The sequence below is a fragment of the Microbacterium sp. ZW3a genome, assembly GCF_057167165.1.
Window position 1 is genome coordinate 323,686 of the sequence record NZ_CM169903.1, and the last position, 25,974, is coordinate 349,659.

Below are 25,974 nucleotides of genomic sequence, written 5' to 3' on the forward strand. Positions count from 1 at the left end.
GGTCCTCACGCGCGCCTCGATCAGGGGGTGGGACGGGGAAGGAGCTCGGTCGGTTCGTCGGTCGAGAAGGTGATCGTCACGCCCGCGTCGCCGCGCTCCACGGACAGTGGCCGCAGCGAGCCGGAGAGCGACGTGAAGAATCGCTCGACCGCGACGGCTCCGGCCGCGTCTCCCCGCGCATCCTCGCCCGCGAACGAGCTGATGACGAGCCGGCGATGCACGCCGGACGGGTCTCCGTCTAGCGGGACGAGGGAGGCCACATCGACGCGGCCGCTCGACGAGAGCTGCCCGAGCGAGAGCAGGATGCGGCCGTCGACGACGCCGGAGGTGAGCAGGTCCTGCTCGGGGGTGGGGAAGCCGATCTGGGGGTTCTGGAGCAGCTGCTGCCCCGCGACCGAGCGTGCGGCGTACAGGTCGCCGTCGGCGGCCTGTGCGAGAGCGGACTGCTCCGCGTCGATAGCCCGCACGTCGACCTGCTGCGTGCCTTCGCCGAAGGTCGCCACGACGACGCTGTTCTCGATGGCCTGGCGCACCGTGGGGAACTCCGTCGGGAAGGTCCGCATGGAGTCGGTGGTGATGACGTAGTCGTAGTCGCGCCAGCCGTCGGGGGCGAGCTCCTGCACGTCGGTGTCGGTGTCGGCCTTGTAGTACCAGACCACGTCCTCGCGGGTGAAGCCCGCGTCGACGAGGTCGACCCACATGGCGTCGTCGACCAGCGTGCGGGAGTCGCCGGGGGCGTTCTGGACCATCCAGGCTTCGGCGTCGCGGAGAGGGCGGTCGAGGTCGGCGAGCAGGAATCCCCTCAGCTGTGCGGCCCACAGGGGAGCGGCCGCGATCAGCGCGACGATCAGGCCCGTCGAGGCCACCAGGCCGCCCAGTCGGCGCAGCCCGACGTGACGGTCGGTCGATCGTGCACGCACGGCCTCCAGGGCGACCTGACCGAGCCCGGCGACGATGATCGCCGCGAGCGGGATGAGGATGATCACGTACGGGACGGGCAGGTACCCGCCGCGGAACATGAACGCCGTCAGGGCGAGCAGCGCAATCGCCCACGGGCGCAGACGACGCACGAACAGTGCGGCGACCGACCCCGCGAGCGCCGTCACGATCAGGACGGGATCGAGCTGCCACCACAGACCGACCGTGCGTGACAGGACGCTCTCCGGGTCGAACAGCGACCCGCTGCCCTCGCGCGCTGCCAGCTGGAAGGCGAGACCATCCCACAGGCTGACACGTCCCTCTCCCGGGGCCAGCTCGCCCTTGACGACGGCGAAGGCGATATACGTCAGGCCGATCAGCGCGAGGACGGACGCAGCGACCGACAGCGTGTAACGGCGGGTCGTGCGATCGGCGCCTCGCCACAGGAACCAGGCGAACAGCGGGAGGGCGAGGAGGTAGGTCTCCTTCGTGAGCACGGCCACCCCGAACGCCGCCGACGCTGCGGCGTACCCGAGCAGCTGCCGTCGTCGGCTCAGCGCGAGCAGCAGGGCCGCAAGCAGCCACGCGGTGGCGATGTTGTCCAGGTACACCTGACGGTGGAACTGCACCGCCAGGGGAGAGAGAAGGAAGAGGGCCACCGCGACGGAGGCAGTGGGGCGGGCGAAACCAATGCGGCGAACGAGCAACCACAGCAGCACGGCAGCGATCGCGGTGGCCGCGAGCACGGCCTCGCGCGCGGCGACGACGGCGATGTCGTAGCGATCCCACGCACCGGTGAGCCCCGCATACCCGGCGATCTGCATCCACCCGAGGGGCGGGTGGTCGTACCAGTAGGTGTAGTGGGTGAGCTCGCCGAGATTGCCGATGCTCCAGGCCTGCGCGGTATACGTGCCCTCGTCGTCGATGCGCTGCGGCGATCCGCCCAGGTTGATGGCATTGACAACGAGACCGACGACGAGCACGGGCAGAAGCCAGGCGGCATCCACCAGTCGATCGCGCCACGTCCGGCTGCTGCGCACCTGACTTGCGTCCCCCGTGTCGACGGTGGACATGGCGCCCGTGCGGGACGGACGATCGAGCGTCGAGGTCATCGGGCCACCTCCGATGCGACGACGGGCACGGACATCGCCACGTGCTCCCGGGGAGGGGCGTCCGCATCGGCGTCGCGGTGCGCGCCCGTGTGCTCGGTCTTCTCCCAGCTGCCGTCTCCGCGCAGCTGACGGACGACCGCACGGACGGCGGCCGCGGCGAGGAACACCTGGTAGGGGACGAGACCGAGCACGAGCCGGACGTAGTCGCGGACGCGGACCTTCCGCTCATAGACCCGACCGAACTCGGCGAGGCCAGCGGCCTCGACGACGAGGGTGATGACGGTCGGCACGAGCGGAAGGAAGGTGATCAGAGCGACCGGGGTGGGTACCTTCACGAGAAGGATGAAGGCGAGCGAGATGGGAATCAGGATGCCGGTGGCCGCCTGCAGGAACGGCATGTTCAGCAGGTAGCGGGCATACATCCGCTGGCGAAGAGTCGGCAGCGCTTTCCACTCGCCCTTGCCCAAGACCTGCAGGAAGCCCTGGTTCCAGCGGGTGCGCTGCTTGTACAGCGATACGAGCGTCGGGGGCGTCTCTTCGCGGGTGACGTACTCGGGGTTGTATGCGACAACGACCTTCGCCCCGTCGCTGGACAGACGCACGCCGAGCTCGCAGTCTTCTGCCAGGCACTGGTCATCCCACCCGTGCGACCATTCCAGGCGCTCCCGGGTGACGAAGACGGTGTTGCCGCCGAGCGGGATGAACTTCGAGCGGGCGTGGAAGTGCAGTCGGGACCGGAACCAGAAGTAGTACTCCAGGACGTTGCGCAGCGACCACCAGCTCGTCTCGAAGTTCATCAGCTGAACCCCGCCCTGCACGACATCGGCGCCGGTCTCCTGGAACTTCGAATCAACGACAGTGAGCAGGCCCGGATGCACCTCGTCTTCGGCGTCGAACACACCGACGACGTCGCCCGTGGCGGTCTGCAGTGCCAGGTTCAGCGCTTTTGGCTTGTTCTTCGGCACACTGTCGTCGACGATGACCCGAATGAGGTCGGGGTGACGCTCTGCCGCCTGGCGGGCGACGAGCTCGGTGCCGGGGTCGTCGTGACCGACGATCGCGATGATCTCGAACTCGGGGTGGTCCTGCTGCGCGAGACGATCCAGCGTCTGCCCCAGGACTTCCTCCTCATGACGTCCCGGAACAAGCAGCGTGAAACGGTGCCGGGCGGGACGCGGCGACGAGCTGAACTGGGTGGCGCGCAGGTCATCGGCGGAGCGCCAGGCGTGCAGCATCCACCACAGGGTGGTCGCCGCGACGATCGTGAGGAGCAGGGCCAGGACAATGATGCCCCCGTAGCCGAACCACTCGCCGATCGACCAGTCGGGCAGAATCCCTCCGGTCAGCGCGGCACCGGGATCCGCGGGGAGCGGGATCTCGCCCGGCTGCGGAACGGGGGCGGGGGCAACGGGGGTCAACAGCGGCTCGGGGGTCGGATCGACCTCCGCGGACGCGGACGTGGTCAGGGGGGCGTGCGATCGTGGCATCACGAAGGACCTCCAGCGCCCGGAGGGGCGTTTCGAGGGATGGGCGGGGGGATGCACGGAGCCCCGAGCAGGGAGGAGCGACCACAGGACTATTCGTCCCGTCGTCATCGCCTTCCGTCTCGATGGTTATCCGCACTGTGAGTCATACGGAGCGAGACGGGGGGATGGTTTGGAGGGATCAGGGAACTGCCAGGCCCGCGCCTTCGCGCCAGCGCGCTAGGACGCCTCCGTGCGCCCCTTACGGCGTCAGCACCGTCACGCCCGCATCCGCGAGTGCCGCCGCGAGATCGGGGGACGGTGGAGCATCGGTGATGAGATAGTCCGCCTTCTCGAGCGCTGCGACTTGCGCGAAGAGGCGACGGTCGAGCTTGGTGGAGTCGGCGAGGATCACGGTGCGGTCCGCGCGCTGGATCATCTCGCTCATCATCGTGGCGTCGCCGAGGTTGCTGGTCGAGAAGCCCGAGGCATCCACCGCTCCGACGGCGATGAGGGCGTAGTCGCACCGGATGTCGACGTCGGGGCTGTGCGAGTGTGCCGCCAGGGTCACCGGGCCCGTCGTGGCCTGGGTGATCGTCCGCACGGCGCCGCCGAAGATGAAGAGGTCGCGGAAGACCTGTGGCGAGATCTCGGCGGGGATCCGCAGGTTGTTCGTCGCGATCGTGAGGTTGCGGTGGTTGCGGAGGGCGCGGGCGACGGCGAGCGTCGTCGTACCGGCGTTCAGCATCACCACGGAGCCGTCCTCGATGAGGTCGGCGGCGAGCGCGGCGATCTTCTCCTTCTCGGCGGTCTGCATCTGCAGGCGCACATCGAGCCCGCGATCGCGCCCGGGAACCGCCATCGCGCTGACGGCGCCGCCGTGGGTGCGGACGACGATGCCCTCGCGGTCGAGCTGATCGAGATCTCGCCGCACCGTGTCGATCGAGACCCCGAAGTGCGAGGCCAGGTCGACGACGGTCACCTGCCCGGATTGGGCGACATAGGCGGCCAGTTCGGCCTTCCGTCCCGCCGGCAGTCGTCGCTTCGTCGTGTTCGTGGTGCCCTCCATGCCGTCATCTCTAGCACAGTGCGGCAATCCATTCGACAGTATTGTGCCCAATACGGCACGAAACGGCGTTGATCTGCCGTATCTGTCCCTTTCCCTGCCGTGGGATGCCGAATAGGTCACGAATCTGCATCGTGGCCTTGACGCACGCAGCACATGCGCGCATACTCGTGCTGAAAGTTGCAAGAACGCGCAGAAGAGCGCGAAATACAGCAAATCTCAATGAGGAGAAACGATGGACAACAGCGGGCGCGGGCGTCGGAACGCCATCAAGCTCGTCGGTGCCGCCACGGCGGCCACGACCCTCCTGGCGATGGCGGGGTGCTCGTCGAACTCGGCCGCCCCCTCCGGCGGAGACGTCACGATCGAGTTCGCCCAGTGGTGGGAGCCCGAGCTGCCCGACGGCGAGTTCCGTGCACTCATCGACCGGTTCGAGGAGCAGAACCCCGGCATCACGGTCGACCTGGTCAGCGGCCCGTACGCCTCGACCAAGGAGCAGCTCTTTGCCGGTGCGGCGTCGGGAACGATGCCCGACGTCGTCGGACTCGACGGCGCGTGGGTGAGCGACTTCGCCCAGCAGGGGGTGATCGCCGACCTGTCGGCGCTGATGACCGACGCCGGCTTCGACGACAGCGAACTGGCCAGCCAGATCCAGGTCGACGGCAGCACCTACATGATCCCGGTCGTCAACTTCGTCTACCCGATGTTCACGAACGACGCCCTGCTCGCCCAGGCCGGCGTCTCGGCGCCCCCGTCCACGCGCACCGAGTTCGCCGACGCGGCCACGAAGATCGCCGCCCTCGACGGGGATGCCGCGGGGTGGGTGCTCCCGCTCTCGCTCGAAGCGCCCAACGGCGTGCAGAACGACGTCATGTCGTGGGTGTGGGCCTCGGGTGGATCGATGCTCAAGGACGGGCAGCCCGATGTGACCAACTCCGACGTCTCCTCGGCCACGGCCTACATCCAGCAGCTCTGGGACGACGGTGTGATCGCTCCGGGCTCCTTCACGATGAAGGAGCAGGACAAGGTCGAGGAGTTCACCAACGGCCGCGTCGGCATGATGATCGACTCGCTCGCGCACATCAACCTCATCCGCGAGTCCAACCCCGACCTGAAGTTCTCGATCTCGGCGATCCCCGCCGAAGACGGCTTCACCGGCGAACGCGGCATCCCGTACGCCGCGTGGGGTATCGGCGTCGCCGAAAACTCCGAGCACAAAGACGCCGCCTTCAAGCTGGTGGAGTTCCTCATGAGCACGGACGTCAACTCCGAGCTGTCGACGATGGCCAAGGCCTTCCCCGGCAACACCGAATCGGTCCCGACGTTCGTGGAGGACGACGAGCTGTTCGCCACCGCGTTCGAGATCTACCAGGCCGGATACCCGGCCAACGAGTTCACGGGCCTGCCCGTCGCGGAGGAGCTCATGCGCCAGTTCGGCGAGCAGTTCCAAGCGGCGCTGGACGGACAGCAGTCGATGAGCGACGCGCTGAAGAAGACGCAGGACGAATGGAAGTCGGAGTTCTGATCCGACGCCGCCACGGGATGCCGCATCGCCACCGTTCGCGGTGCGGCATCCCGCTCATCGAAAGCCGCACACCATGACCATGCGCACCCTCACACCCCCCGACACCGAGGTGATCGTCACGGGACGACCCGCCTCGCGCCGCACCCGGCAGCTGCGCAAGGCCTCCGAGGCCTATGTCTTCCTCTCGCCGACCCTGATCCTGCTGTTCGTCCTGATGATCGTGCCGATCGTGATGGTCATCGGCTACTCGTTCCAGGACAACGTCATCACCAACAAGAACCCCGAGTTCGTCGGTGCCGACAACTACCTCGCCGTGCTGACCGACCTCGGCTTCTGGAAGGCCACCGGCAACACGCTCTTCTTCACCCTGACGAGCGTGGCCGCGCACCTCGTGCTGGGGCTGTCGTTCGCGATGCTGCTGAACAGCCGACTCCTCGGCGCGATCCCGCGGGCGATCTTCCGCGGCCTCTACGTGCTGCCGTGGCTGTTCACCGTGGCCGTCATCGCCGTGCTGTGGCGCATGCTGCTGGCGCCGAATGGCATCGTCAACTTCCTCCTCGACACCGACATCGAGTGGCTCGCCTCACCGCAGCTGGCCCTCGGTACGGTCACCTTCATCAACATCTGGGCCGGGTACCCGTTCTTCATGGTCAGCCTGCTCGCCGGGCTCCAGGGCATCCCGAGCGACCTCTACGAGGCGGCGACCGTCGACGGTGCGAGCCCCGTGCAGCGCTTCTGGAACGTCACGATCCCGCAGCTGCGCCCCATCATCGTGAGCCTGGTGCTGCTGGATCTGATCTGGACCTCGCAGCAGTTCGCGCTCATCTGGCTGACCACCGGAGGCGGTCCCATCGACGTCACCGAGATGCTCAGCACGTTCACCTACAAGCTCGCCTTCGCCACCTACGACTTCTCGACGGCCTCCGCCTCGGCGGTCCTGGTGCTGGCGATGTCGATGATCATCGCGGTGCTCTACGTGCGCCACCAGAAGGCGAGGGACTGACATGGCCATGACCACTGCCACGCGCACGCGCGTCGCCAAGACCGGGGTGCTCGTCGGGCTCGTGCTCGGTGCGGTCTTCGCGGCCGGACCCGTCTTGTGGATGCTCTCGAGCTCGTTCAAGTCGAACACGCAGATCTTCGAGCTGCCCCCGCGCCTGATCACCGAGACCTTCTCGTTCGACGCGTACGTGACGATCTTCACCACTCCCGAGACCGTGCGCTTCTTCCTCAACAGCTACGTCGTGGCCGGCGCGGTGACGATCCTGACGCTCCTCGTCGCGATCCAGGCGGCGTACGCCTTCAGCCGGTTCGAGTTCCGGGGTAAGCGCATCGTCAACGTCATCATCGTGAGCGTCCAGGCCGTTCCGCCGATCACGCTGCTCATCCCGTACTTCGGGCTCATGGTGACCCTCGGCCTCTACAACACCTACGCGGGGCTCATCCTCACCTACATGGTGTTCACGCTGCCCTACGCGATCATCATGATGACCGGCTACTTCAACACCCTCCCGAAGGAGCTGGACGAGGCCGTCCGCGTCGACGGCGCCGGATCGTTCACCGCCCTCTGGCGCGTGCTCGTGCCGATCTCCATCCCCGGCATCGTGTCGGTGGGCATCTACACGTTCATGATCGCGTGGAACGAGTTCCTCTTCGCCCTGACCCTGACGCGCACCCTCGACATGCGCACCGTGCCGATCGGCATCCAGCTGCTCATGGGTCAGCACTCGTACGAGTGGAACCAAATCATGGCGATGAGCATCCTCGGCTCGATTCCGGTGCTCGTGCTCTTCCTCTTCTTCCAACGCTTCTTCATCAGCGGCCTCACCGCCGGCTCGGTGAAGAGCTGACCCCGCCAAACCACCCCGAACAAGGAGAATCTCCGTGCTCTACACCGGCAAGTCCATCCTCGATGTGGCGAACGCCCACCGCTTCGCCATCCCGGCCTTCAACATCAGCGATTGGGCGATGTTCACGGGGATCATGGACATCAGCGAAGAGAAGTCCGCTCCGGTCATCATCGCCATCCACCCCGACGAGGTTTCGCACATCACCACCGATCTCATCGCCGCGATGCACGCCCGCGCCCACCGGTCGAGCGTTCCCGTCGCCATCCACTGGGACCACGGCGGCACGTACGAGCAGATGATCACGGCGATCCACTCCGGCTTCACGTCGGTCATGATCGACGCGTCGCTGGAGCCGTTCGAGCAGAACGTCGCGATCACCCGCAAGGTGGTCGAGGCCGCGCACGCCGCCGGCATCCAGGTCGAGGGCGAGCTCGGCACGATCGGCGCCAACGACAGCTACGGGGAGTCGGGGGCGGCGGAGATCATCTACACCAACGTCGACGACGCCGTGCGCTTCGTCGAGCAGACCGGCGTCGACAGCCTGGCGATCGCGATCGGAACCTCGCACGGTCTCTACCCGGCCGACAAGAACCCCGAGCTGCGCCACGATCTGCTCGAGCAGATCAAGGCCGCCGTCGGCATTCCGCTCGTGCTGCACGGCGGATCCAGCAACCCCGACGCGGAGCTGCGGCGCGCGGTCGAGCTGGGCGTGAACAAGATCAACATCTCCAGCGACATCAAGGTCTCGTACCACGACCGCATGCGCGAGGTGCTCGGTACCGACCGTCGCCTCCGCGAGCCCAACGCGATCCAGCCCGAGGCCATCGCCGCCATGAAGATCACGGCGGCCGAGAAGATCGACCTGTTCGGCGCCGCCGGCAAGGCCGACCTCTACTGATCGAGGGGGATCGGCGACATGGACGGACACCTCGTCCTCGGGCTCGGCGGCACCGTCGACTACGAGATCCGGTGGGATGCCACGGTGCTCACCGCCCTCGCGGCGGAGTACGGCATCCGTGTCGACGAGCTGACCACCACGACGCCGATCACCGACGAGCGGACGCTCGTGACGACGGTGCTCGCCTTCCTCGCCACCGGCGGGGGAGGCGAGCGCTTCGTCCTCTCCTCGGAGATCATCGAGCGGTTCGCGGCCCACTTCGCCGTGGAGGTGACCCTCGGCGGTACCGGGGTGCGCGCGGGGATCGCGCTCGATCGCATCGGCGTGCCGACGGTGCAGCACCTCGTCAGCATCGACGACACCGTGCGGCGTCTGCTGCCGAGGTCGATGAGCGTCGTCTCGTCCGCGACCCGCGACACCCTCGACCCGCACCTCATCGTGCAGTACCCCGAGGGGGCGGAGGTAGCGCTCGTGGACGGGGCGCTGGTGGCCCCGGCATCCAATCGTCTGATCTTCGCCAACGACGCACCCAACCGCGAGATGGCCATCGCCGAGGGGCTGGGCGACGCGCTCGAGGGGGCGGCGGCGTTCCTGATCTCGGGCTTCAACACCATGCAGGATGCCGCGCTCCTGGCCCGTCGGCTCGACGACCTCGTCGCGGCCCTCCGGCGTCTGCCGGCGGGGGCGCTGGTCTACTACGAGGACGCCGGCTTCTACGAGCGCTCCTTCGCGCACCTGGTGCGTGAGCGCCTGCAGGACCGCATCGACGTGTACGGCATGAACGAGGACGAGTTGCAGGAGTATCTCGGGCGCCCCGTCGACCTCCTCTCGCCCGACGAGGTCGTGGCCGCGCTCGCTGATGTGCACCGGCTCATCCCCGCGCCGGCACTCGTCGTGCACACGAAGTACTGGGCGATCGCTGTCGGGCCCGCCGCCGCGCGGCACCGTGCGGCGCTCGAGAGCGCCGTGCGCACCGCGGCGACCCGGTACCGCCTCGGCGACCGCTGCACGGCCGCCGATCTCGACGACACCGCCCGGTTGCCCCGGCACGTCGGCGGTGGCGCCGTCGTCGCCGCCGTCGAACAGCGGATGCCGTCGGCCGGTGTCGCCGCCCACGTGGTGTCCGTCGACGCTCCCACGACGATCGGGCTCGGTGACACGTTCGTGGGGGGATTCCTCGCCGCGGTGCCCGCCGTGTCGAGCCCGCTCAGGCCGGAGGGGCTTCCTCCTCGATGAACAGGCTGACCGCCTCGATCAGGCGGCGCAGGCTCGCCGCGGCCTCCCAGCGGTCGATCGCGACGGCATACGGCTCGCGGCGCGACCCGGCGAGCTGTTGGAGGCTCGCGGCATAGGCGTCGAGAGTCGCCCGGGCGTCGCGCAGGAGTCCGGGCAGACGATCAGATTCGGGTTCTGTCGCCACCAGGCGTGACGCCGAAGCGATCGCGTTCGCCAGTGTCCGGCGCGCGTCCCCGGGGAGGCGCTGGTCGACGTCGTCGACATCGGTGAGAGCGGTCAGACCCGTGACGAGGTCGCGCGTGGCCTCCGCCGTCACGGCCAGGGCCTCCAGGCGGTGGCGTCGCTCGCCGCGCGGGACGGTGAGCCGGCGTCCGCGTGGGTTGTAGCGGAGGCTCTCGTCGGCGAGGTCGACCTCTTCGCGCACCTCGGCCAGGGTGTCCGCGAGCCCCGCGGCGGCGCGACGGGCGGTCGCGGGGTCGAAGGTGCGACCGGCGAGAGCCTTCGACATTTCGCGCAACGCCTCGGCGAGTCCGTCGCGCAAGTGGTCGAGACGCTCGTCTGCCCGACGGAGGTGCAGCGGGGGGACGACGACGAGGTTGACCACCACGCCGACCAGCACACCGAAAGCGGTGGTCAGCAGGTACGACGACGAGAACCCGTCGGGGTCGGCCCCGCCCAGCAACAGCACGAACAACCCCGCGATGGCGACCCAGTCGCGTCCCGGGCCCAGGGCGCGTACCCCCGCGAGAAGGACGCCGAGGCCGACGGTCGCTGCCACGGCGACGATCCGTGGCATCCCGGCCCCCACGAGCAGTTGGGCGGCGAGGCCGAGCCCGATCCCGAGGGCCAGGCCGGTGAGCGTCTGCAGCCCGGTGGTCGCGGAGCGGGCGATCGTGGGGTACATGCTCACCAGCACCCCGAGCGGGGCGTAGTAGGAATACTCGCTCTGAGCGAAGGGGACGAGCGGGGCGAGGTACCACGCGAGGGTGGCCGCCGCTGCGGTCTTCCCCACCAGGAGCAGGCGATCCGCGGTCACCGCGTCCGACCACCATCGCCGGGGATCGAGGAATCGCATCTGCCCATCGTCGCGCAGGGGTCCCGCGCGCGAGAACGGCTTGCCTCCCGGGCGGATCACCGGTATTCCGGCGGGTTCAGCGGCGCGGGAGGTACGCGCGCCAGAGCACGCGGGCATGCCGGGCCTTCGCGCGCTCGACCCCGCTCTCGTCGTGACGGAGTGCGCTGACCCATTCGGCCAGCCGAGTGCCCGCCGCCTCCAGGACCATCTTCACGTCGGTGTGCCGCGCGGGCGGCACCTTCGCCTCCTCGGCGGGGAGGCGTCCGCGGGTGGGGAGCTCGTCGACGAGGTGTCGTCGGATCAGGTCGGCCACACCGACGGCATGGCCGTTGACGATCGAATGGGCGGCCCCCTCGATCTCCCACCGGCGGGCATCGCGCGCGCGGTCGACGAGGCGCGAGTGAAGGCGTCGGGGCGACGGGCGGTCGAACTCGCCGCGGATCAGCAGCAGACGTGCGCGCGCGAGTCCGATGCGGTCCGAGATGCGGTAACTCAACATGTGCGGGAGCACCTCGAGGAAGTACAGCATTCCGCACAGCAGATAGGCGGAGACCGCCATGAGGGCCACGTGCGGCGATTCGCGCGCGGTCGACTGCGCGAAGCGCACGGCCTGCACGACCAGGCCCGACTCGTCCTCGTCGACCACGGGGCTGACCAGAACGGCATGCGACAGGTCGTCGCGACGGGCGAGGACCTCGGTCACCACCTGCGTGCCCATCGAGTGGCCGAGGAGGATGGGGTTCTGCAGGTCGTAGCGCTCCAGGATGCCCTCGACCTGGTCGGCGAAGAATGCCGCGGTCGGCTCCGCGCCGGAGGCCGGCATCCCCGCGAATCCCGGCAGGTCGAGCGCGTAGACATCGCCCTCGGTCGCCAGGAGCGGGGCGAGGAACTCGAAATAGCTCGCGGCCACACCGATCCCGGCGACGAGCACGAACGCCCGCTCGCCGCTGGCCCCGGTCGTCATGATCGTCACCCGGGTCTGCGCCGTCCCGCGCCGGAACACTTCGACCTCGACGTGTACGGGTCGGGTGTCGTCGGGCATGGAATCCAGGATGCCGCACCGGCCCGGGTGGCCTGTCAATCCCGGTCGCGAGTCCAGGGTGGCCCTCTAGCCTGGCGCCATGACCGATGCTCCCCGTGAAGAAGAGACCCTCGGCGCGACGCGCGAGGGCGAGAACCCCGCCGAGAAGGATCCGTCCGATTGGGTCACTGGCGACGAGCCGATGACCGCGCCGCAGCGCAGCTACCTCGACACGCTCGCCCGCGAGGCGGGTGAGGAGGTCAGCGGCCACCTCACCAAGGCCGAAGCGTCGGAGCAGATCGATCGGCTCCAGAGCGAGACCGGCCGCTCCGTCGACTGACGCGACAGCGTCCCGCTCGGCCTGCCCGTCAGGTCGCGCGGGACGCGTCCTCGCGCGTGCGCGGGCGCGCGATCTGTCAGGCCGGCGGCGTTTCGGTGCCCGGCTCGGGAACGAGGAGAAGCCCGCCCGAGGAGTTCGCCGAGTTGGCCAGTTCTTCGATCCACGCGCGGCTCAGGAGCGCCGGTTCGGGGTCGTCGAAGACGAATCGCATCGGGATGGAGGGGTGCAGCCATACCGTGCTGCGGCCGGGCTCTTGCCCCGGTCCGTGCACCCACGACAGCGTGAAGCTCTCACCACGGCGCAGCTTGGTGGCGATCACGACCTTGACATGCGCGAGCGCCCGATCGTCCATCTCGATCGGGGTTGCGACGTCACCGTAATAAAGCGTTCCCACACCTGCACGTTAACGGGCCCCGGTCGGGATGGTGCGGGGGGTTGATCGCCGGGGCGGGACGTGGCACCCGCGAGGGGTGTGACACCGCATGCTCGGATAGGCTCGCTCCATGGGCCGATTCATCTACGACACCGTGGCGAACGCCGTCGACATCGATGACCGTACGCTGGCACACCTGCGCATCGTCGTGATGAACAAACTGCGCCGCTCCGAATCGTTCATGTTCGACGTCGAGGTCGGCGACGGCAGCGGACGACGCAGCTTCTGGATGCACCCCTCCGTGCCCATTCAGTTCCACTTCTACGGCAGCCGCCAGCCGCGTATCAACCGCGTCTGGGTCGAAGACCTCATGCTCGCGGCCTCCGGGCCGAACGGCCTGGCCATCACTCCCGAGCCGTCCGAGGATGCCGTCGTCGACGAGGCCTGACCTCAGCGCCGAGCAGAGTCCTCGGCGGGCGCCACATCTTCGGGGACGAGCAGAATGCCCCCGGACGAGTTCGCCGACTCGGCGAGCCGTTCGACCCACTCTCGGCTGAGTGTCGCCGGTTCGGCGTCGTCGAAGACGAAGCGCAGAGGGATCGCGGGGTGCAGCCACAGTGTGCTCCGCCCGCGGGGCTGGTCGTCGGGATGCTGCCACGAGAGCGTGAAGCTCTCGCCCCGTCGGAGCTTGGTCGAGATGACGACCTTGAGGTGGGCGAGCGCGCGGTCGTCGATGTGGACGGCCGTGCCGCTGCCGCCGTAGAAGATCGTCCCCATGCCTTCCACGATAGCGGCGCCCCCGTCGCCGGCTAGGCGCGCCGGGTCAGGGTGTCAAGGCGCCCCGTCCCGCGGAGGCGCTCTGCCATCGTGGAGACACGAGGAAAGGACGGTGCCGTGAACGATCCTCGATTCCCCCCGCTTCCCGAGTTCGACGATGACGACGATCTGCCCGACGTGTTCGCGGGCCTGACCGGTATCGACGTCGTCGACGGAGAACTCATCCCGCGCGCGAGCGAACCCCCGCGGGCCTGATCTCTCAGCGGCTTCGTAGACGCTCCCCCTAGCGTGGGAGTCATGTCGGACCCGCTGGACGATCAGCAGATCACCGTTTCCGGGGCGTCCCTCCGGGCGATGCGCGACGAGTTCCAGCGCTTCCTGATGGAGTACCGCTTCGGCCTTGCCGAGGTGGAGACGAAGATCTCCATCCTCCGCGAGGAATTCCAGGAGATGCACGACTACAACCCGATCGAGCACGTCTCGAGTCGCGTGAAGTCGCCCGACAGCCTCGTCGACAAGGTTCGCCGCAAGGGTGTCGAGCCCGATTTCGGCTCCATTCGGAGCGCGATCACCGACATCGCCGGCATCCGCGTCACGTGCAGCTTCATCGACGACGCCTACCGTCTGTCGAATCTGCTCACGCAGCAGGATGACATCACGGTGCGCGACGTGAAGGACTACATCGCCCACCCCAAGGCCAACGGGTACAAGAGCCTGCACGTGATCGTCGAGGTGCCGGTCTTCCTGTCGACGGGTCGGGTGCAGGTGCCCGTCGAGGTGCAGTTCCGCACGATTGCGATGGATTTCTGGGCGAGCCTGGAGCACAAGATCTACTACAAGTACGACCGTCTCGTCCCCGACGACCTGCTGGCCGAACTCAAGGACGCCGCGCTCACCGCCGCCGAGCTCGACGCCCGGATGGAGCGGCTCCACCGGGAGATCCGCGGACCGCGGCCCGGAGTGGTCCCGCTCTGACGGCAGCGGCCACAATGGAGGGATGAGCGACGCCGCCGCACTGCTCGACGAGGTCGCCGCCGAGCTGCTCGCGCTTCCCCCGGCCCGTTTCACCGCTGCCCGAGACGCGCGCGCCGCGGAGATCGGGGGCGAGGTCGGACGCCGCGTCGCCGCGCTGCGGAAACCGACGCTCGCGGCCTGGGCGGTCAACCTGCTCGCCCGCGACGGTCAGCTCGGCGATGCGGTCGCGCTCTCGCAGGCTCTGCGCGAGGCACAGGACGACGTGGATGCCGCGGAGCTGGCGCGCCTCGGACGTCAGCGTCGTCAGTTGGTCGCGGCGCTCGCCCGGCGCGCGGCGGATCTCGCCGCCGATGCGGGCGCGACGCTGAGCCCGGCGATGCGCGATGCGGTCGAGAAGACCGTCAATGCGGCGGTCATCGACCCGGTGGCCGCCGCGGCCGTGCTGACGGGGCGCCTGGTCACGCCGATCGATCTCGCCGCCGACGGGGGGCCCGGACGCGCGGTTGCCGGATCCGTGCCCGGGCCGGCCGCGCCGGCGTCGGAGCCGGACGATCTTGCCGAGCGACGCGCGCGCAAGGCAGCCGAGCGCGCCGTCCGTGACGCGGAGCGGGCGCGCGCCGACGCCGATCGCACGCTGACGGCGGCCCGCGGACGGGAGGCCGCCGCGCGGGAGCAGGCCGATCGCGTGCACGAGCGTCGGGATCGCCTGCGCGCCGAGATGACCCGCGTTGAGGCGGACGCCGTCGCCGCCGACGCCGCGCTGCGCGCGAGCGAAGACGACACGGCGCGCGCCGAGAAGAGCGCACGGGACGCCGCACGTGCCCTCGCGCTCGCCGAATCCGCCGCCGGCCGGGAGGAAACGTCGTGAGCACGAACGCCGAGGTCGAGCGGCTGAGAGATCTCCTCGACGTCGCGCGGGCCCGGCTCGCCGGCGCGCCGCGGGAGCGGCTCGGTGAACTGCAGGAAGGGCGCCGGTTCCTCGGTATCCCTCGGGCGCCCCGCATCGCCCCGCGCGGCGACGCGTGGCATCTCGGAGTCCTGCTCCTCACCGACGACGGCGTGCTCGCCACGGGAGACATCGTGCGCTCCCGCGCCGAGGTGCGCCGGGGCTTCGCCGCGGAGTCGCAGCGTCGTCGGGCCGAGCTGGCCGCGGCCGCCGACCGGGGCGGCGTCCCCGAGGGGGAGACGGTGCACATCGGATGGCATCCACTCGATCTCTCATCGCTCCACGCGGGAACCTCGCCCCTGGCGCTGCGCGACGGCGAGCCGGTGGTGCGATGGAGCCCTCGCGGCGGATTCGTGCCGCTCGCGGGCTACCTCGACGAACGCGTCGAGCTGCTGCGGCACCCGCCCGAGCGGGCCTGATCGCCCCGGTTCGACGCATAGTGCCCGGCCCCGTGGGTGTCAACGCTGAAGATCCGTGGGGGTGTCCGCGCGTCTGCTGGTCTATCGTGAGCGACGTGCAGCAGGTATGGCCAGGATCCAGTTATCCCCTCGGGGCAACCTACGACGGCAACGGGACGAATTTCGCCCTGTTCAGCGAGGGGGCCGAGCGTGTCGAGCTCTGCCTCTTCGAAGAGGACGGCACCGAGACGTGCGTCGAGCTCGTGGACGTCGACGCGTTCGTGTGGCACGCCTACCTCCCCAACATTCAGCCGGGCCAGCGGTACGGCTACCGCGTGCACGGTCCCTACGATCCCGCGAGCGGGCAGCGCTTCAACCCGAGCAAGCTGCTGCTCGACCCCTACGCCAAAGCGGTCGAGGGGCAGATCGACTGGGGCCAGCCGGTCTTCAGCTACGAGTTCGGCGACCCGGATTCGTTCAACGACGAGGACTCCGCCGCGCACATGATGAAGGGCGTGGTCATCAACCCGTTCTTCGACTGGACCGGCGACCGCCACCCCAAGACCCCCTACGCCGAGAGCTTCATCTACGAAGCCCACGTCAAGGGCCTCACCCAGCTGCACCCCGATGTTCCCGAGGAGCTGCGCGGCACGTACGCCGGCATCGCCCACCCGGTCGTCATCGACCACCTGCGCAAGCTCGGCATCACCGCCATCGAGCTCATGCCCGTGCACCAGTTCGTCAACGACTCCACCCTCGAAGACAAGGGTCTGTCGAACTACTGGGGCTACAACACCATCGCGTTCCTGGCCCCGCAGAACACCTACTCCTCCACCGGCGACCACGGTCAGCAGGTGCAGGAGTTCAAGGCCATGGTGAAGGCACTGCACGCGGCGGGCATCGAGGTCATCCTCGACGTGGTGTACAACCACACCGCCGAGGGCAACCACATGGGCCCCACCCTGTCGATGCGCGGTATCGATAACGAGGCGTACTACCGCCTCGAAAAAGACGACAAGCGGTACTACACCGACTACACCGGCACCGGCAACAGCCTCAACGTCGGCAACCCGCACGCGCTCCAGCTGATCATGGACTCCCTGCGCTACTGGGTCCTCGAGATGCACGTCGACGGGTTCCGCTTCGACCTCGCCTCGACCCTCGCGCGCGAGTTCTACGACGTCGACCGCCTCGCCACCTTCTTCGAGCTCGTGCAGCAGGATCCGGTGGTCTCGCAGGTCAAGCTCATCGCCGAGCCCTGGGACGTCGGTCCCGGTGGGTACCAGGTGGGCAACTTCCCGCCGCAGTGGACGGAGTGGAACGGCAAGTACCGCGACACCGTCCGCGACTTCTGGCGCGGCGAGCCGCAGGCCCTCGGCGAGTTCGCCTCGCGGCTCACCGGCTCGGCCGACCTGTACGAGCACTCGGGACGCCGACCCGTGGCATCCATCAACTTCGTCACCGCCCACGACGGCTTCACGCTGCGCGATCTCGTGTCGTACAACGAGAAGCACAACGAGGCCAACGGTGAAGACAACAACGACGGCGAATCCCACAACCGCTCGAACAACCTGGGGGTGGAGGGGCCGACGGACGATCCCGAGATCCGCACCCTCCGTGCGCAGCAGCAGCGCAACTTCATCGCGACGCTGCTGCTGAGCCAGGGCGTTCCGATGCTGCTGCACGGCGACGAACTCGGCCGCACGCAGGGCGGAAACAACAACGGCTACGCCCAGGACAACGAGATCACGTGGGTGGACTGGTCGAGCATCGACCACCCGCTCGTGGAGTTCACCGCGGCCCTCGCGCGACTGCGCAAGGAGCACCCCACCTTCCGCCGGAGCCGCTTCTTCGACGGCCGCCCGGTGAAGATGGAGGAGGGCGCACCGCTCCCCGACGTGGTGTGGCTGCGCCCGGACGGCACCCTCATGCATCCCGAGGACTGGGACTCCGGCTTCGGCCGCGCGGTGGGGGTGTTCCTCAACGGCCAGGGCATTCGCGAGCGCGACCGCCGCGGCGAGTCGATCAGCGACGACCACTTCCTCGTGCTGTTCAACGCAGGCGACGAAACCGTCGACTTCCGCATGCCCGAGATCGCGTACGCCCCCAAGTGGGACGCCTACGTCGACACCGCGGGGGAGCGCGCCAACACCGAGCCGATCGCGCCCGGTGAAGCTCTCACGCTGGAGCCGAAGTCGCTCATGGTGCTGCGAGAGCACCACGTTCCCGAGCCGGAGGTGGACCACTCTGTCGCCGCCTCGCTCACCGCGCAGATCGCCATCACCGCCACCGACGACCTGCCCGGGCAGGCCCCCAAACCGGAGCTCTGATTCAGAATGCGGCATCCGCTTTCGACCTACCGCCTGCAGATCCGCAAATCCTTCCCCCTCGACACCGCCGCCGAGGTCACGGGCTATCTCCGTGACCTCGGGGTGTCGTGGGCGTACCTCTCGCCGCTCCTGGAGGCGACGCCCGGGTCCGACCACGGCTACGACGTCGTCGACGTCACGCGCGTGGATCCGGCCCGCGGCGGCGCCGAGGGACTCGAGCGTTTCGCCGACGCGGCGCGCGCGGACGGTCTCGGCATCCTGATCGACATCGTGCCCAACCACATGGGCGTGTCCGAGCCGCGCGCCAACGCGTGGTGGTGGGACGTGCTGCGGCAGGGGCGCGCCTCGGCGCACGCCGACGCGTTCGACATCGATTGGGAGTTCGGGAACGGGCGCGTGCGTGTGCCGGTGCTCGGTGCCGACCTCGCCGAGGTGATCGGCGAGATCTCGTACGACCCCGCACCCGCCGACGATGCGCCCGACGGCCTGATCCGGTACTACGACCACGTGTTCCCGGTCGCGCCGGGGACGGGGACGGATGCCGCGGCCACGGGCTCGCGCGAAGCGGTGGCCGCTCTGCTCGAGACGCAGAACTTCGAACTGCGCTTCTGGCAGGACGAAGCCGCCGACCTGAATTACCGCCGGTTCTTCGCCGTCACGACCCTCGCGGGCGTGCGCGTCGAGCGGCCGGAGGTCTTCGACGCCGCCCACGCCGAGATCCTCCGCTGGGTGCGCGAGGGGCTCGCCGACGGACTGCGCGTGGACCACCCGGACGGTCTCGTCGACCCCGGTGGCTACCTCGACCGGCTCGGCGCGGCCCTGACCGAGGCCGGCGGCCCCGAGGCCGGATACGTGCTCGTGGAGAAGATCCTCGAGCACGGTGAAGCTCTGCCGTCGTGGTGGAAGACCGCCGGGACGACCGGATACGACGCCCTCGCCGAGATCGATCGCGTCCTCACCGACCCCGCGGGAGAGGCGGCGCTCGATGCGCTCGATGCGCGGCTGCGCGTCGACACCGGGCTCGAGCCACTCACCGGCTGGCACGACCTCATCCACGACACCAAGCGGCGCATCGCCGACACGATCCAGGTGTCGGAGATCCGCCGGATCGTCCGCGGGCTCCCCGAACGCCTCCGCACCGAATTCGGCGCGGACGTGCTGCAGGACGCGCTCGCCGAGATCCTCGCGTGCTTCCCCGTCTACCGCTCGTACCTGCCCGCCGGACGCGACCAGTTCGACGCCGCGGTCGGCGAGGCCGAGGTGCGTCGTCCCGAGCTCGGCGACGTGATCGAGGCGCTCGTTCCGGCGCTGACCGACACCTCGCTCGAGATCGCGTGGCGCTTCCAGCAGACCACGGGCCCGGTCATGGCCAAGGGCGTCGAAGACACCGCGTTCTACCGCTTCACGCGTCTGGGCTCGCTCACCGAGGTCGGCGGCGACCCGGCGCAGTTCGCGCTCGACGTGCCCGGCTTCCACGCCGCGCAGGCGGGGCGTCAGGCGTCGTGGCCGACGGCGATGACGACGTTGTCGACCCACGACACCAAGCGCGGCGAAGACACCCGCGCCCGGATCGCCGTGCTGGCCGAGATCCCCGAGCGCTGGGCCGAGGTGCTGACGGAGTTCCGCGGCATCGCCTCGACCGGACACGGCCCGTTCGACGCGCTGCTATGGCAGGCGATCGTCGGTGCCTGGCCGGCCTCGGCATCCACTCCCGCGGGTCTCGCGGACTACCGCGAGCGGCTGCACGCCTACGCCGAGAAGGCCGCGCGCGAGGCGTCGGAGGTCACCGGCTGGTGGGAGCAGGACGAGGCGTTCGAGCAGCGCATGCACGCCCTCGTCGACGCGGCCACCGGCCCCGCTGCGGAGCGCGTGCGCGCGTTCGTCGACGAAATCGCCGCCGACGGGTGGTCGAACGGCCTCGCGGCGAAGCTGCTGCAGATCGCCGGTCCCGGCGTTCCCGACGTGTACCAGGGGTCGGAGCTGTGGGAGCAGTCGCTCGTCGACCCCGACAACCGTCGTCCGGTCGACTTCGCCGAGCGGGCCCGCCTGCTCGCCGAGATCGACGCCGAGGGGGCGCCGGTCCCGGCGGTGGATGCCACGGGCGCGGCGAAGCTGCTCGTCACCTCGCGCGCGCTGCGCGTGCGCCGTGACTGCACCGAGTACTTCTCGCTCTACCGTCCGCTGGAGGCCGCGGGCGCGGCATCCGGTCATGTCGTCGCCTTCGACCGCGGCGGTGTCTCGGCGGTGGCGACACGGCTGCCGCACGGACTGCGCGCCGCGGGCGGCTGGCGCGACACGGTGCTGCTGCGCCCCGATGTGCCCGCGGTCGACGTGCTGACCGGGCGCCGGTACCCCGGCGGCCCCGTGCTGCTGTCGGAGCTGCTGCAGGATCTGCCCGTGGCGCTGCTGGTCGACGAACCGGCCTGTTCCTGAGGCCGTGCCCAGCCGCGCGAGTCGCCAGGATTTGTCGCTTCCGGCTGGTCTGAGGCGACAAATGTTGGCGACTCGCGCGTGACGAGAGAAGGAGAAGGCGGATGAGCGTGGAAGTGTGGGCACCCAAGGCCGAGCGGGTGCGGGTGCGCCGGCTCAAGGAGAGCGGCGAGAGCGTCGTCGCGGACGTCGAGATGTCGGCGACGGCTGGCGGATGGTGGAGCGCCGACGTCCGGCTCGCCGACGGCGAACGCTACGGCTTCGTGCTCGGTGACGGAGACGATCTGCGGCCCGACCCGCGGTCCCGCCGGCAGCCGGGCGGTGTGCACGAGGCCTCGGCGTGGTTCGACGCCTCGGCCCACACGTGGGCGGATGCCGCGTGGACCGGCCGGCAGCTCGCCGGCGGCCTCATCTACGAACTGCACCTGGGCACCTTCACCCCCGAAGGAACCCTGGATGCCGCCATCGAACGCCTCGACCACCTCGTCGACCTCGGCGTGACCCACGTCGAGCTGCTGCCGGTCAACGGCTTCAACGGCACGTGGAACTGGGGCTACGACGGCGTGCTCTGGTACACCGTGCACGAGGCCTACGGCGGCCCCGCCGCGTACCAGCGCTTCGTCGATGCCGCCCACGCGGCCGGTCTCGCCGTCATCCAGGACGTCGTCTACAACCACCTCGGACCGTCGGGCAACTACCTGCCCGAGTACGGCCCGTACCTGCGCGAGGGCAGCCGCAACACGTGGGGCGACTCGGTCAACCTCGACGAAGACGCCGTGCGCTCCTACATCGTCGAGAACGCGCTGATGTGGATGCGCGACTACCACGTCGACGGTTTGCGTCTGGATGCCGTGCACGCCCTGCTCGATGACCGCCCCGTGCACGTGCTGCAGGAGATCGCCGAGCGCACCGACGCCCTCTCGGCGCACCGCGGCCTTCCCCTCACCACCATCGCGGAGTCGGACATGAACGACCCGAAGCTGATCCTGCCGCGGGAGGCGGGCGGATACGGGCTCACGGCGCAGTGGTCGGACGACTGGCACCACACCGCTCACGTGGCCCTCACGGGAGAGACGATCGGGTACTACGAGGACTTCGCCGACCTCGACGCGTTCCGCAAGGTGTCGGAGGGCGGGTTCTTCCACGACGGCACCTACTCGTCGTTCCGTGGCGAGAAGCACGGGCACCCGATCCCCGCCGCGGTGCCGAACTGGCGTCTGGTGACCTTCGCGCAGGACCACGACCAGATCGGCAACCGCGCCGCGGGCGACCGGCTCTCGCAGACGCTGTCGTTCGACCGGCTCGCCGCGGCGGCCGTGCTGACGCTCACCGCCCCCGGAACGCCGATGCTGTTCATGGGCGAGGAGTGGGGCGCGACGACCCCGTGGCAGTTCTTCACCTCGCACCCCGAGCCCGAGCTCGGCGAGGCGACGGCCAAGGGCCGCGTGGCAGAGTTCGAGAAGATGGGCTGGGACGAGTCCGTCGTGCCCGACCCGCAGGACCCGCAGACCTTCCAGCGCTCCAAGCTCGACTGGTCCGAGCCCGCCGCCGACGGCCACGCCGAACTGCTCGCGCTCTACCGGGAGCTCGCGAAGCTGCGTCGAGACCGGCCCGAGCTGACCGATCCCTCCCGCATCGGCCTGTCGGCGCGGACGCACGAGGCCGAGGGCGGGCGCGTGTACGAACTGCGCCGCGGAGACCTCGTCGTGCTGGTGAACCTCTCGGATGCCGAGACCTCGGTGCCCGTGGCATCCGGATCGACCGTGCTGCTCGCCACCACCGACGGGGTCACGCTCGAGGCAGGCGACCTCACCCTCCCCGCCGGGGCGAGCGCGATCGCGGCGCCGCCGGTCTGATCGACGACGAACGCCCCGCCCCGACCCGAGGTCGGCGGCGGGGCGTTCGCGTTCGCGGGCTCAGTCCACCGTGGGACGGATCAGGCGCAGGCCCGCCACCGCGGCGGGAGGCAGCAGCACCACGAGCGCGACGATGACCGCGGCGATCCCGATGGGGGTGCTCTGCGGCTCGCCCGTCAGACGCGAGACGGCGAGCCACGACAGACCCCACGCGAGAGCGAGGGCGGGGGCGATACGCCAGTCGCTGCGCCAGGCGAGCGCGAGACCGATGAGCGCGACGACCACGAGCACGGCGACGCCGATCACGCCCGCCGCGTTCTCCCAGTCGGACGGGACGACGGTGGTCAGCCAGGCCGCCGTGTTGGCGACGGTGGCCAGGGTGACCCAGCCGAGGTGGAGCCCCGTGACGCCGTCGATGAGAACCGAGTCGATCGCGCCGTCGCGCGGGTCGCGCGTGACGACGGCCACCCGGAAGGCCCAGCCCAGAGCGATCAGCAGCAGGACGATCACGACGACCGTGAGGAACAGGGTGCCGAAGCGCGCCGCGACCAGCCACAGGCCGTTGAGGACCATGGTCACGGCGAGGGGCCACCCCATCGCGCGCTGGCGCTGCGACGCACGCTGACTCGGCAACGCCTGCCAGACGGCGTAGGCGATGAGGCCGAGATAGATGACCGACCAGATCGAGAACGCCGGACCCGCCGGGGCGAGGTACGAGCCGTCGACGTCGAGTGCGCCGCCCTGCTGATCCTCGACGGCGGTGTTGCCGAAGGCGCCGGCGCCGATCACGGCGGCGATGAGCATGAACGTCACCGCGGACAGGACGACGATCTGGCGTGCCAGGTCGGTGCCGCGCGCGCGCTCGGTGGTGTCTCGGAGGGTGTGCGCTCTAGCGTCCATGAGAGAACACTAGAAAAGCCCCGTGCGCCGCGGCGCCGGGCTTGACACGGGGGTGAACCGTGACGGCCCGCCGCGGGCCGGCTCCCGCGAGAATGGGGGACATGACCACCTCGACCCTGCTCGTCACCGACGTCGAGAAACTCGCCGACGTCGCCGCCCTGCTGCGCGCCGCCGCGGCCGACCTCGGCTGCACGCTCACGGTGCGCACGCTCGCCGGCGACGAGGTCGACGAGTCCGCGACGGCGGAGGCCGCCCGTCGGGATCGCGAGCGCAAGCGACTTCCCACACCGGTGCGCGTCGACCTCGCTGCGGCGACCGAGGGCGTCGTGCCCGACGCCGAGGCCGTGCTCGCGGGCGCGCGCGCCCGGGGGCTCGTGCGGGGCGCGACCGTCGACGAGGTGCGGCGCACGCGCGGGCGCTGAGCCCGGCGCGCCTTGCGCCGTTGTGCCTCGGCGCGTCAGGCGGCGACGGCGCGGGCGGGCCTCAGGCGCCTCAGGCGGCGACGGCGCGGGCGGCGAAGGAGCGCAGCAGGCGGGTGGGCTGTTCGACCGATGCCGTGCGCACGTGGGCGGAGACCTCGTCGAACGCGTCGGCATCGAAGTACCCCGCGTCGCGGTACACGACCATGCGCGCGACGAACGCGTCGGTCGTGGGCTCGGGGTGGAACTGCGTCGCCCACAGCCCGCGCCCGGCTCGGTAGGCCTGCACCGGGCACGCGGCGTTCTCGGCGAGGAGCGTCGCCCCCGGCGGCACGCTGGCGGTGCCCTCCTTGTGAGCGGTGAGCGCTTCGAAGCGCGGCTCCAGGATGCCGAACAGCTCGTCGTCGCGACCCGCGTCGGTCAGCGCGATGTCAGCGGGTCCGGTGCCCTCGGGGTGAGCGAGCGTGACGACGCCACCGAGGAGACGCGTGACGACGCCGATCCCGAAGCACGTGAACAGCGCGCTCGTGCGGCCCTCGATCGCCGCGGCGGCCAGACGCTCGAGATCGTTCTCGAGGCGGCGCTGCTCGTCGCTCTTGTCGGGATCGGTGACGTTGAAGGGGCTGCCGCCCACCACGACCGCGGCGTAGCGATCGAGGTCGGCGGGGAGCGGCTCGCGCACCAGGTCGTGGTGCACCAGGTCGTCGTCGCCGACGCCCAGCCCGTCGCGGAACGACGCCCATTCGGCAACGGCCGCGATGCGCTGAGGGCGCGCGCAGACGTAGAGCAGAGGGGCGGTCACCCAGGGATTCTATGCGGCCCCCGGGTGCGCGCGCCGGGACGGGGAAACGCGGCGAAACGTTGGCGGCGGCCGGTCAGGGTGGCGCCGTCAGCGCGAGGAGCGCGCCGTGCGACCGCGCACGATGCCGATGAAGTTCTCGACGTCGGGGGTCGTCTTGTCGCGGAGCCAAGCGAGCGCCACCGTCGAGCGGGGACCGTCGCGGAGCACGCGGTGCTCCACGTCCCGGCGTTGGTGGGCCCGCGCGAGCGACATCGGCACGATCACGACACCCACGCCCGCCGCCACCGTCGCGATGGCCTCCGCGGTGTCGACCGGCGGTGCGAACGCCGGGGACACGGCATCCGGAATCTGCGCCTGCAACACGTCGTCGGCGGGGACGATCACGACCTCACCGGCCAGGTCGGCGATGCCGATATCGTCGGCGGCGGTCAGGTCGGAGTCGACCGACATCACCACGACGGGGATCTCCTCGTAGAGCTCGATCACGTGGAGATCATCGGATTCGGTCAGCGGCAGGCGCACGAGCGCGGCGTCGACGTCGTCGAGGGCCTCGCGCTGCTGATCCACCGCGATCTCGCGCAGCTCGAGAGTGACGTGGGGGAGGCGTTCGCGCCACAGGCCGATCCACTTGCCCGGGGTCGCACCGGGAATCGCGCCGAGCACGAAGGTGCGCGGCTCTTCGACCGGTACCGGAGCCGGGGCCGGGGTCGAGCGGCGTGGGGCCGCGGCCGCCGGGCGTTTGCGCGCGCCGTTCGCCGGCCGGGCGGGCCCGCCGCGTCGGGCGGCGCCGCCCCGCCCCCGGGACCCACTGCCGTCTGCCATGGCTCCAGGGTAGTCGCGGCGCTAACGTGGCGGGATGGTCGGCATTCTGGCGCTTGTCTTCGCGGGGCTCGCCGCCCTGCTGCACGTGTACATCTTCGTCCTCGAGAGCGTGCGCTGGTCGCACCCGAGCGTGTGGCGCATCTTCGGCATCGCGTCGCAGGACGTGGCCGACACCACCAAGTCGATGGCTTACAACCAGGGCTTCTACAACCTGTTCCTCGCGATCGGGGCGGGGATCGGCATCCTGCTGTGGATCGTGTTCGGAGTCGGAGACGTCGCGGGGCGCACGCTGCTGCTGTTCTCGCTCGGATCCATGGTGGCCGCCGCACTGGTTTTGACGACCTCCGGCCGGAAGTACCTGCGCCCGGCGGCCACCCAGGGGACGCTGCCGCTGATCGGCTTCGTTCTCACGCTCCTGACCTGAACGACGAAACCCGCACGC

At 69.8% G+C, this 25,974-nt stretch carries 26 protein-coding genes; 16 read left to right on the plus strand and 10 right to left on the minus strand.

What is annotated here, in order from left to right:
- Positions 1-20: 20 nt before the first annotated feature.
- The 3 genes from ACU6WY_RS01565 to ACU6WY_RS01575 all read right to left on the minus strand — a co-directional run bounded on the left by ACU6WY_RS01565 (position 21) and on the right by ACU6WY_RS01575 (position 4,562).
- Positions 21-2,030, minus strand: coding sequence for an ArnT family glycosyltransferase (locus ACU6WY_RS01565; RefSeq protein WP_483820728.1), 2,010 nt, complete (start codon positions 2,028-2,030; stop codon positions 21-23).
- Entirely contained in the window at positions 2,027-3,517 is a 1,491-nt protein-coding gene (locus ACU6WY_RS01570) for a glycosyltransferase family 2 protein (protein WP_483820729.1), read from the minus strand. Before ACU6WY_RS01570 ends, ACU6WY_RS01565 begins: the two co-directional genes overlap by 4 nt.
- A gap of 238 nt (positions 3,518-3,755) precedes the next feature.
- Complete coding sequence (locus ACU6WY_RS01575; protein WP_483820730.1) at positions 3,756-4,562, minus strand: DeoR/GlpR family DNA-binding transcription regulator; 807 nt, start codon at positions 4,560-4,562, stop codon at positions 3,756-3,758.
- Positions 4,563-4,794: 232 nt separating this feature from the next.
- Between ACU6WY_RS01575 and ACU6WY_RS01580 the strand changes: the two genes are divergently transcribed.
- The 5 genes from ACU6WY_RS01580 (at position 4,795) to ACU6WY_RS01600 (ending at position 10,068) form a co-directional block, all read left to right on the plus strand.
- A complete protein-coding gene (locus tag ACU6WY_RS01580; RefSeq protein WP_483820731.1) occupies positions 4,795-6,084 on the plus strand; it encodes an ABC transporter substrate-binding protein in 1,290 nt (429 codons plus the stop codon).
- A 73-nt stretch (positions 6,085-6,157) separates the two neighbouring features.
- Positions 6,158-7,087: a carbohydrate ABC transporter permease gene (locus ACU6WY_RS01585; RefSeq protein ID WP_483820732.1), complete on the plus strand. Its 930-nt coding sequence runs from the start codon at positions 6,158-6,160 to the stop codon at positions 7,085-7,087.
- A 1-nt stretch (position 7,088) separates the two neighbouring features.
- Positions 7,089-7,934 carry a carbohydrate ABC transporter permease gene (locus ACU6WY_RS01590; protein ID WP_483820733.1) on the plus strand — a complete coding sequence of 282 codons (846 nt, stop codon included), beginning with the start codon at positions 7,089-7,091 and terminating at the stop codon, positions 7,932-7,934.
- 34 nt (positions 7,935-7,968) lie between these two features.
- Positions 7,969-8,832, plus strand: coding sequence for a ketose-bisphosphate aldolase (locus ACU6WY_RS01595; protein WP_483820734.1), 864 nt, complete (start codon positions 7,969-7,971; stop codon positions 8,830-8,832).
- An 18-nt stretch (positions 8,833-8,850) separates the two neighbouring features.
- Positions 8,851-10,068, plus strand: a complete 1,218-nt coding sequence (locus tag ACU6WY_RS01600) for an ADP-dependent glucokinase/phosphofructokinase (RefSeq protein WP_483820735.1) — start codon at positions 8,851-8,853, stop codon at positions 10,066-10,068.
- On the opposite strand, the gene ACU6WY_RS01605 is transcribed toward ACU6WY_RS01600, so the two are convergent.
- Positions 10,040-11,203, minus strand: a complete 1,164-nt coding sequence (locus ACU6WY_RS01605; protein ID WP_483820736.1) for an FUSC family protein — start codon at positions 11,201-11,203, stop codon at positions 10,040-10,042. The two genes, ACU6WY_RS01600 and ACU6WY_RS01605, sit on opposite strands and share 29 nt — an antisense overlap.
- Before the next feature lie 16 nt (positions 11,204-11,219).
- Positions 11,220-12,185: an alpha/beta fold hydrolase gene (locus ACU6WY_RS01610; RefSeq protein ID WP_483820737.1), complete on the minus strand. Its 966-nt coding sequence runs from the start codon at positions 12,183-12,185 to the stop codon at positions 11,220-11,222.
- A gap of 79 nt (positions 12,186-12,264) precedes the next feature.
- Here ACU6WY_RS01610 and ACU6WY_RS01615 point away from each other — a divergent pair, with 79 nt between their 5' ends.
- Positions 12,265-12,504, plus strand: a complete 240-nt coding sequence (locus tag ACU6WY_RS01615) for a DUF3072 domain-containing protein (protein ID WP_483820738.1) — start codon at positions 12,265-12,267, stop codon at positions 12,502-12,504.
- Positions 12,505-12,580: 76 nt separating this feature from the next.
- Here the strand turns inward: ACU6WY_RS01615 and ACU6WY_RS01620 are convergent, their stop codons facing one another.
- Positions 12,581-12,898: a DUF7882 family protein gene (locus ACU6WY_RS01620; RefSeq protein WP_483820739.1), complete on the minus strand. Its 318-nt coding sequence runs from the start codon at positions 12,896-12,898 to the stop codon at positions 12,581-12,583.
- A gap of 109 nt (positions 12,899-13,007) precedes the next feature.
- On the opposite strand from ACU6WY_RS01620, the gene ACU6WY_RS01625 reads away from it, so the two are divergent.
- Positions 13,008-13,325, plus strand: a complete 318-nt coding sequence (locus ACU6WY_RS01625) for a DUF7882 family protein (protein ID WP_483820740.1) — start codon at positions 13,008-13,010, stop codon at positions 13,323-13,325.
- Positions 13,326-13,327: 2 nt separating this feature from the next.
- Here the strand turns inward: ACU6WY_RS01625 and ACU6WY_RS01630 are convergent, their stop codons facing one another.
- Complete coding sequence (locus ACU6WY_RS01630; protein ID WP_483820741.1) at positions 13,328-13,654, minus strand: DUF7882 family protein; 327 nt, start codon at positions 13,652-13,654, stop codon at positions 13,328-13,330.
- Between the two features lie 117 nt (positions 13,655-13,771).
- Here ACU6WY_RS01630 and ACU6WY_RS01635 point away from each other — a divergent pair, with 117 nt between their 5' ends.
- The 7 genes from ACU6WY_RS01635 to treZ all read left to right on the plus strand — a co-directional run bounded on the left by ACU6WY_RS01635 (position 13,772) and on the right by treZ (position 22,589).
- Positions 13,772-13,909, plus strand: a complete 138-nt coding sequence (locus ACU6WY_RS01635; protein ID WP_483820742.1) for a hypothetical protein — start codon at positions 13,772-13,774, stop codon at positions 13,907-13,909.
- 42 nt (positions 13,910-13,951) lie between these two features.
- Complete coding sequence (locus tag ACU6WY_RS01640; protein WP_483820743.1) at positions 13,952-14,629, plus strand: GTP pyrophosphokinase; 678 nt, start codon at positions 13,952-13,954, stop codon at positions 14,627-14,629.
- 22 nt (positions 14,630-14,651) lie between these two features.
- Positions 14,652-15,497 carry a transposase gene (locus ACU6WY_RS01645; RefSeq protein WP_483820744.1) on the plus strand — a complete coding sequence of 282 codons (846 nt, stop codon included), beginning with the start codon at positions 14,652-14,654 and terminating at the stop codon, positions 15,495-15,497.
- Positions 15,494-15,994 (plus strand): glutaminase, encoded by a 501-nt coding sequence (locus ACU6WY_RS01650; RefSeq protein WP_483820745.1) that lies wholly within the window; start codon positions 15,494-15,496, stop codon positions 15,992-15,994. Before ACU6WY_RS01645 ends, ACU6WY_RS01650 begins: the two co-directional genes overlap by 4 nt.
- Before the next feature lie 86 nt (positions 15,995-16,080).
- Entirely contained in the window at positions 16,081-18,303 is a 2,223-nt protein-coding gene (gene glgX, locus ACU6WY_RS01655) for a glycogen debranching protein GlgX (RefSeq protein WP_483820746.1), read from the plus strand.
- A 6-nt stretch (positions 18,304-18,309) separates the two neighbouring features.
- Positions 18,310-20,736 (plus strand): malto-oligosyltrehalose synthase, encoded by a 2,427-nt coding sequence (gene treY, locus ACU6WY_RS01660; RefSeq protein WP_483820747.1) that lies wholly within the window; start codon positions 18,310-18,312, stop codon positions 20,734-20,736.
- Positions 20,737-20,837: 101 nt separating this feature from the next.
- Positions 20,838-22,589, plus strand: a complete 1,752-nt coding sequence (treZ, locus tag ACU6WY_RS01665) for a malto-oligosyltrehalose trehalohydrolase (protein WP_483820748.1) — start codon at positions 20,838-20,840, stop codon at positions 22,587-22,589.
- Between the two features lie 60 nt (positions 22,590-22,649).
- On the opposite strand, the gene ACU6WY_RS01670 is transcribed toward treZ, so the two are convergent.
- The gene (locus tag ACU6WY_RS01670) at positions 22,650-23,489 is read right to left on the minus strand and encodes a tryptophan-rich sensory protein (protein ID WP_483820749.1); all 840 of its coding nucleotides are present in this window, start codon (positions 23,487-23,489) and stop codon (positions 22,650-22,652) included.
- A 101-nt stretch (positions 23,490-23,590) separates the two neighbouring features.
- Here ACU6WY_RS01670 and ACU6WY_RS01675 point away from each other — a divergent pair, with 101 nt between their 5' ends.
- Positions 23,591-23,911, plus strand: coding sequence for a hypothetical protein (locus ACU6WY_RS01675; protein WP_483820750.1), 321 nt, complete (start codon positions 23,591-23,593; stop codon positions 23,909-23,911).
- 70 nt (positions 23,912-23,981) lie between these two features.
- On the opposite strand, the gene ACU6WY_RS01680 is transcribed toward ACU6WY_RS01675, so the two are convergent.
- Both ACU6WY_RS01680 and ACU6WY_RS01685 read right to left on the minus strand, forming a co-directional pair.
- Entirely contained in the window at positions 23,982-24,710 is a 729-nt protein-coding gene (locus ACU6WY_RS01680; protein ID WP_483820751.1) for a glutamine amidotransferase-related protein, read from the minus strand.
- A gap of 87 nt (positions 24,711-24,797) precedes the next feature.
- Positions 24,798-25,532 (minus strand): LysR substrate-binding domain-containing protein, encoded by a 735-nt coding sequence (locus ACU6WY_RS01685; protein ID WP_483820752.1) that lies wholly within the window; start codon positions 25,530-25,532, stop codon positions 24,798-24,800.
- A gap of 34 nt (positions 25,533-25,566) precedes the next feature.
- On the opposite strand from ACU6WY_RS01685, the gene ACU6WY_RS01690 reads away from it, so the two are divergent.
- Positions 25,567-25,956, plus strand: coding sequence for a DUF1304 domain-containing protein (locus ACU6WY_RS01690; protein ID WP_483820753.1), 390 nt, complete (start codon positions 25,567-25,569; stop codon positions 25,954-25,956).
- Positions 25,957-25,974 lie beyond the last annotated feature (18 nt).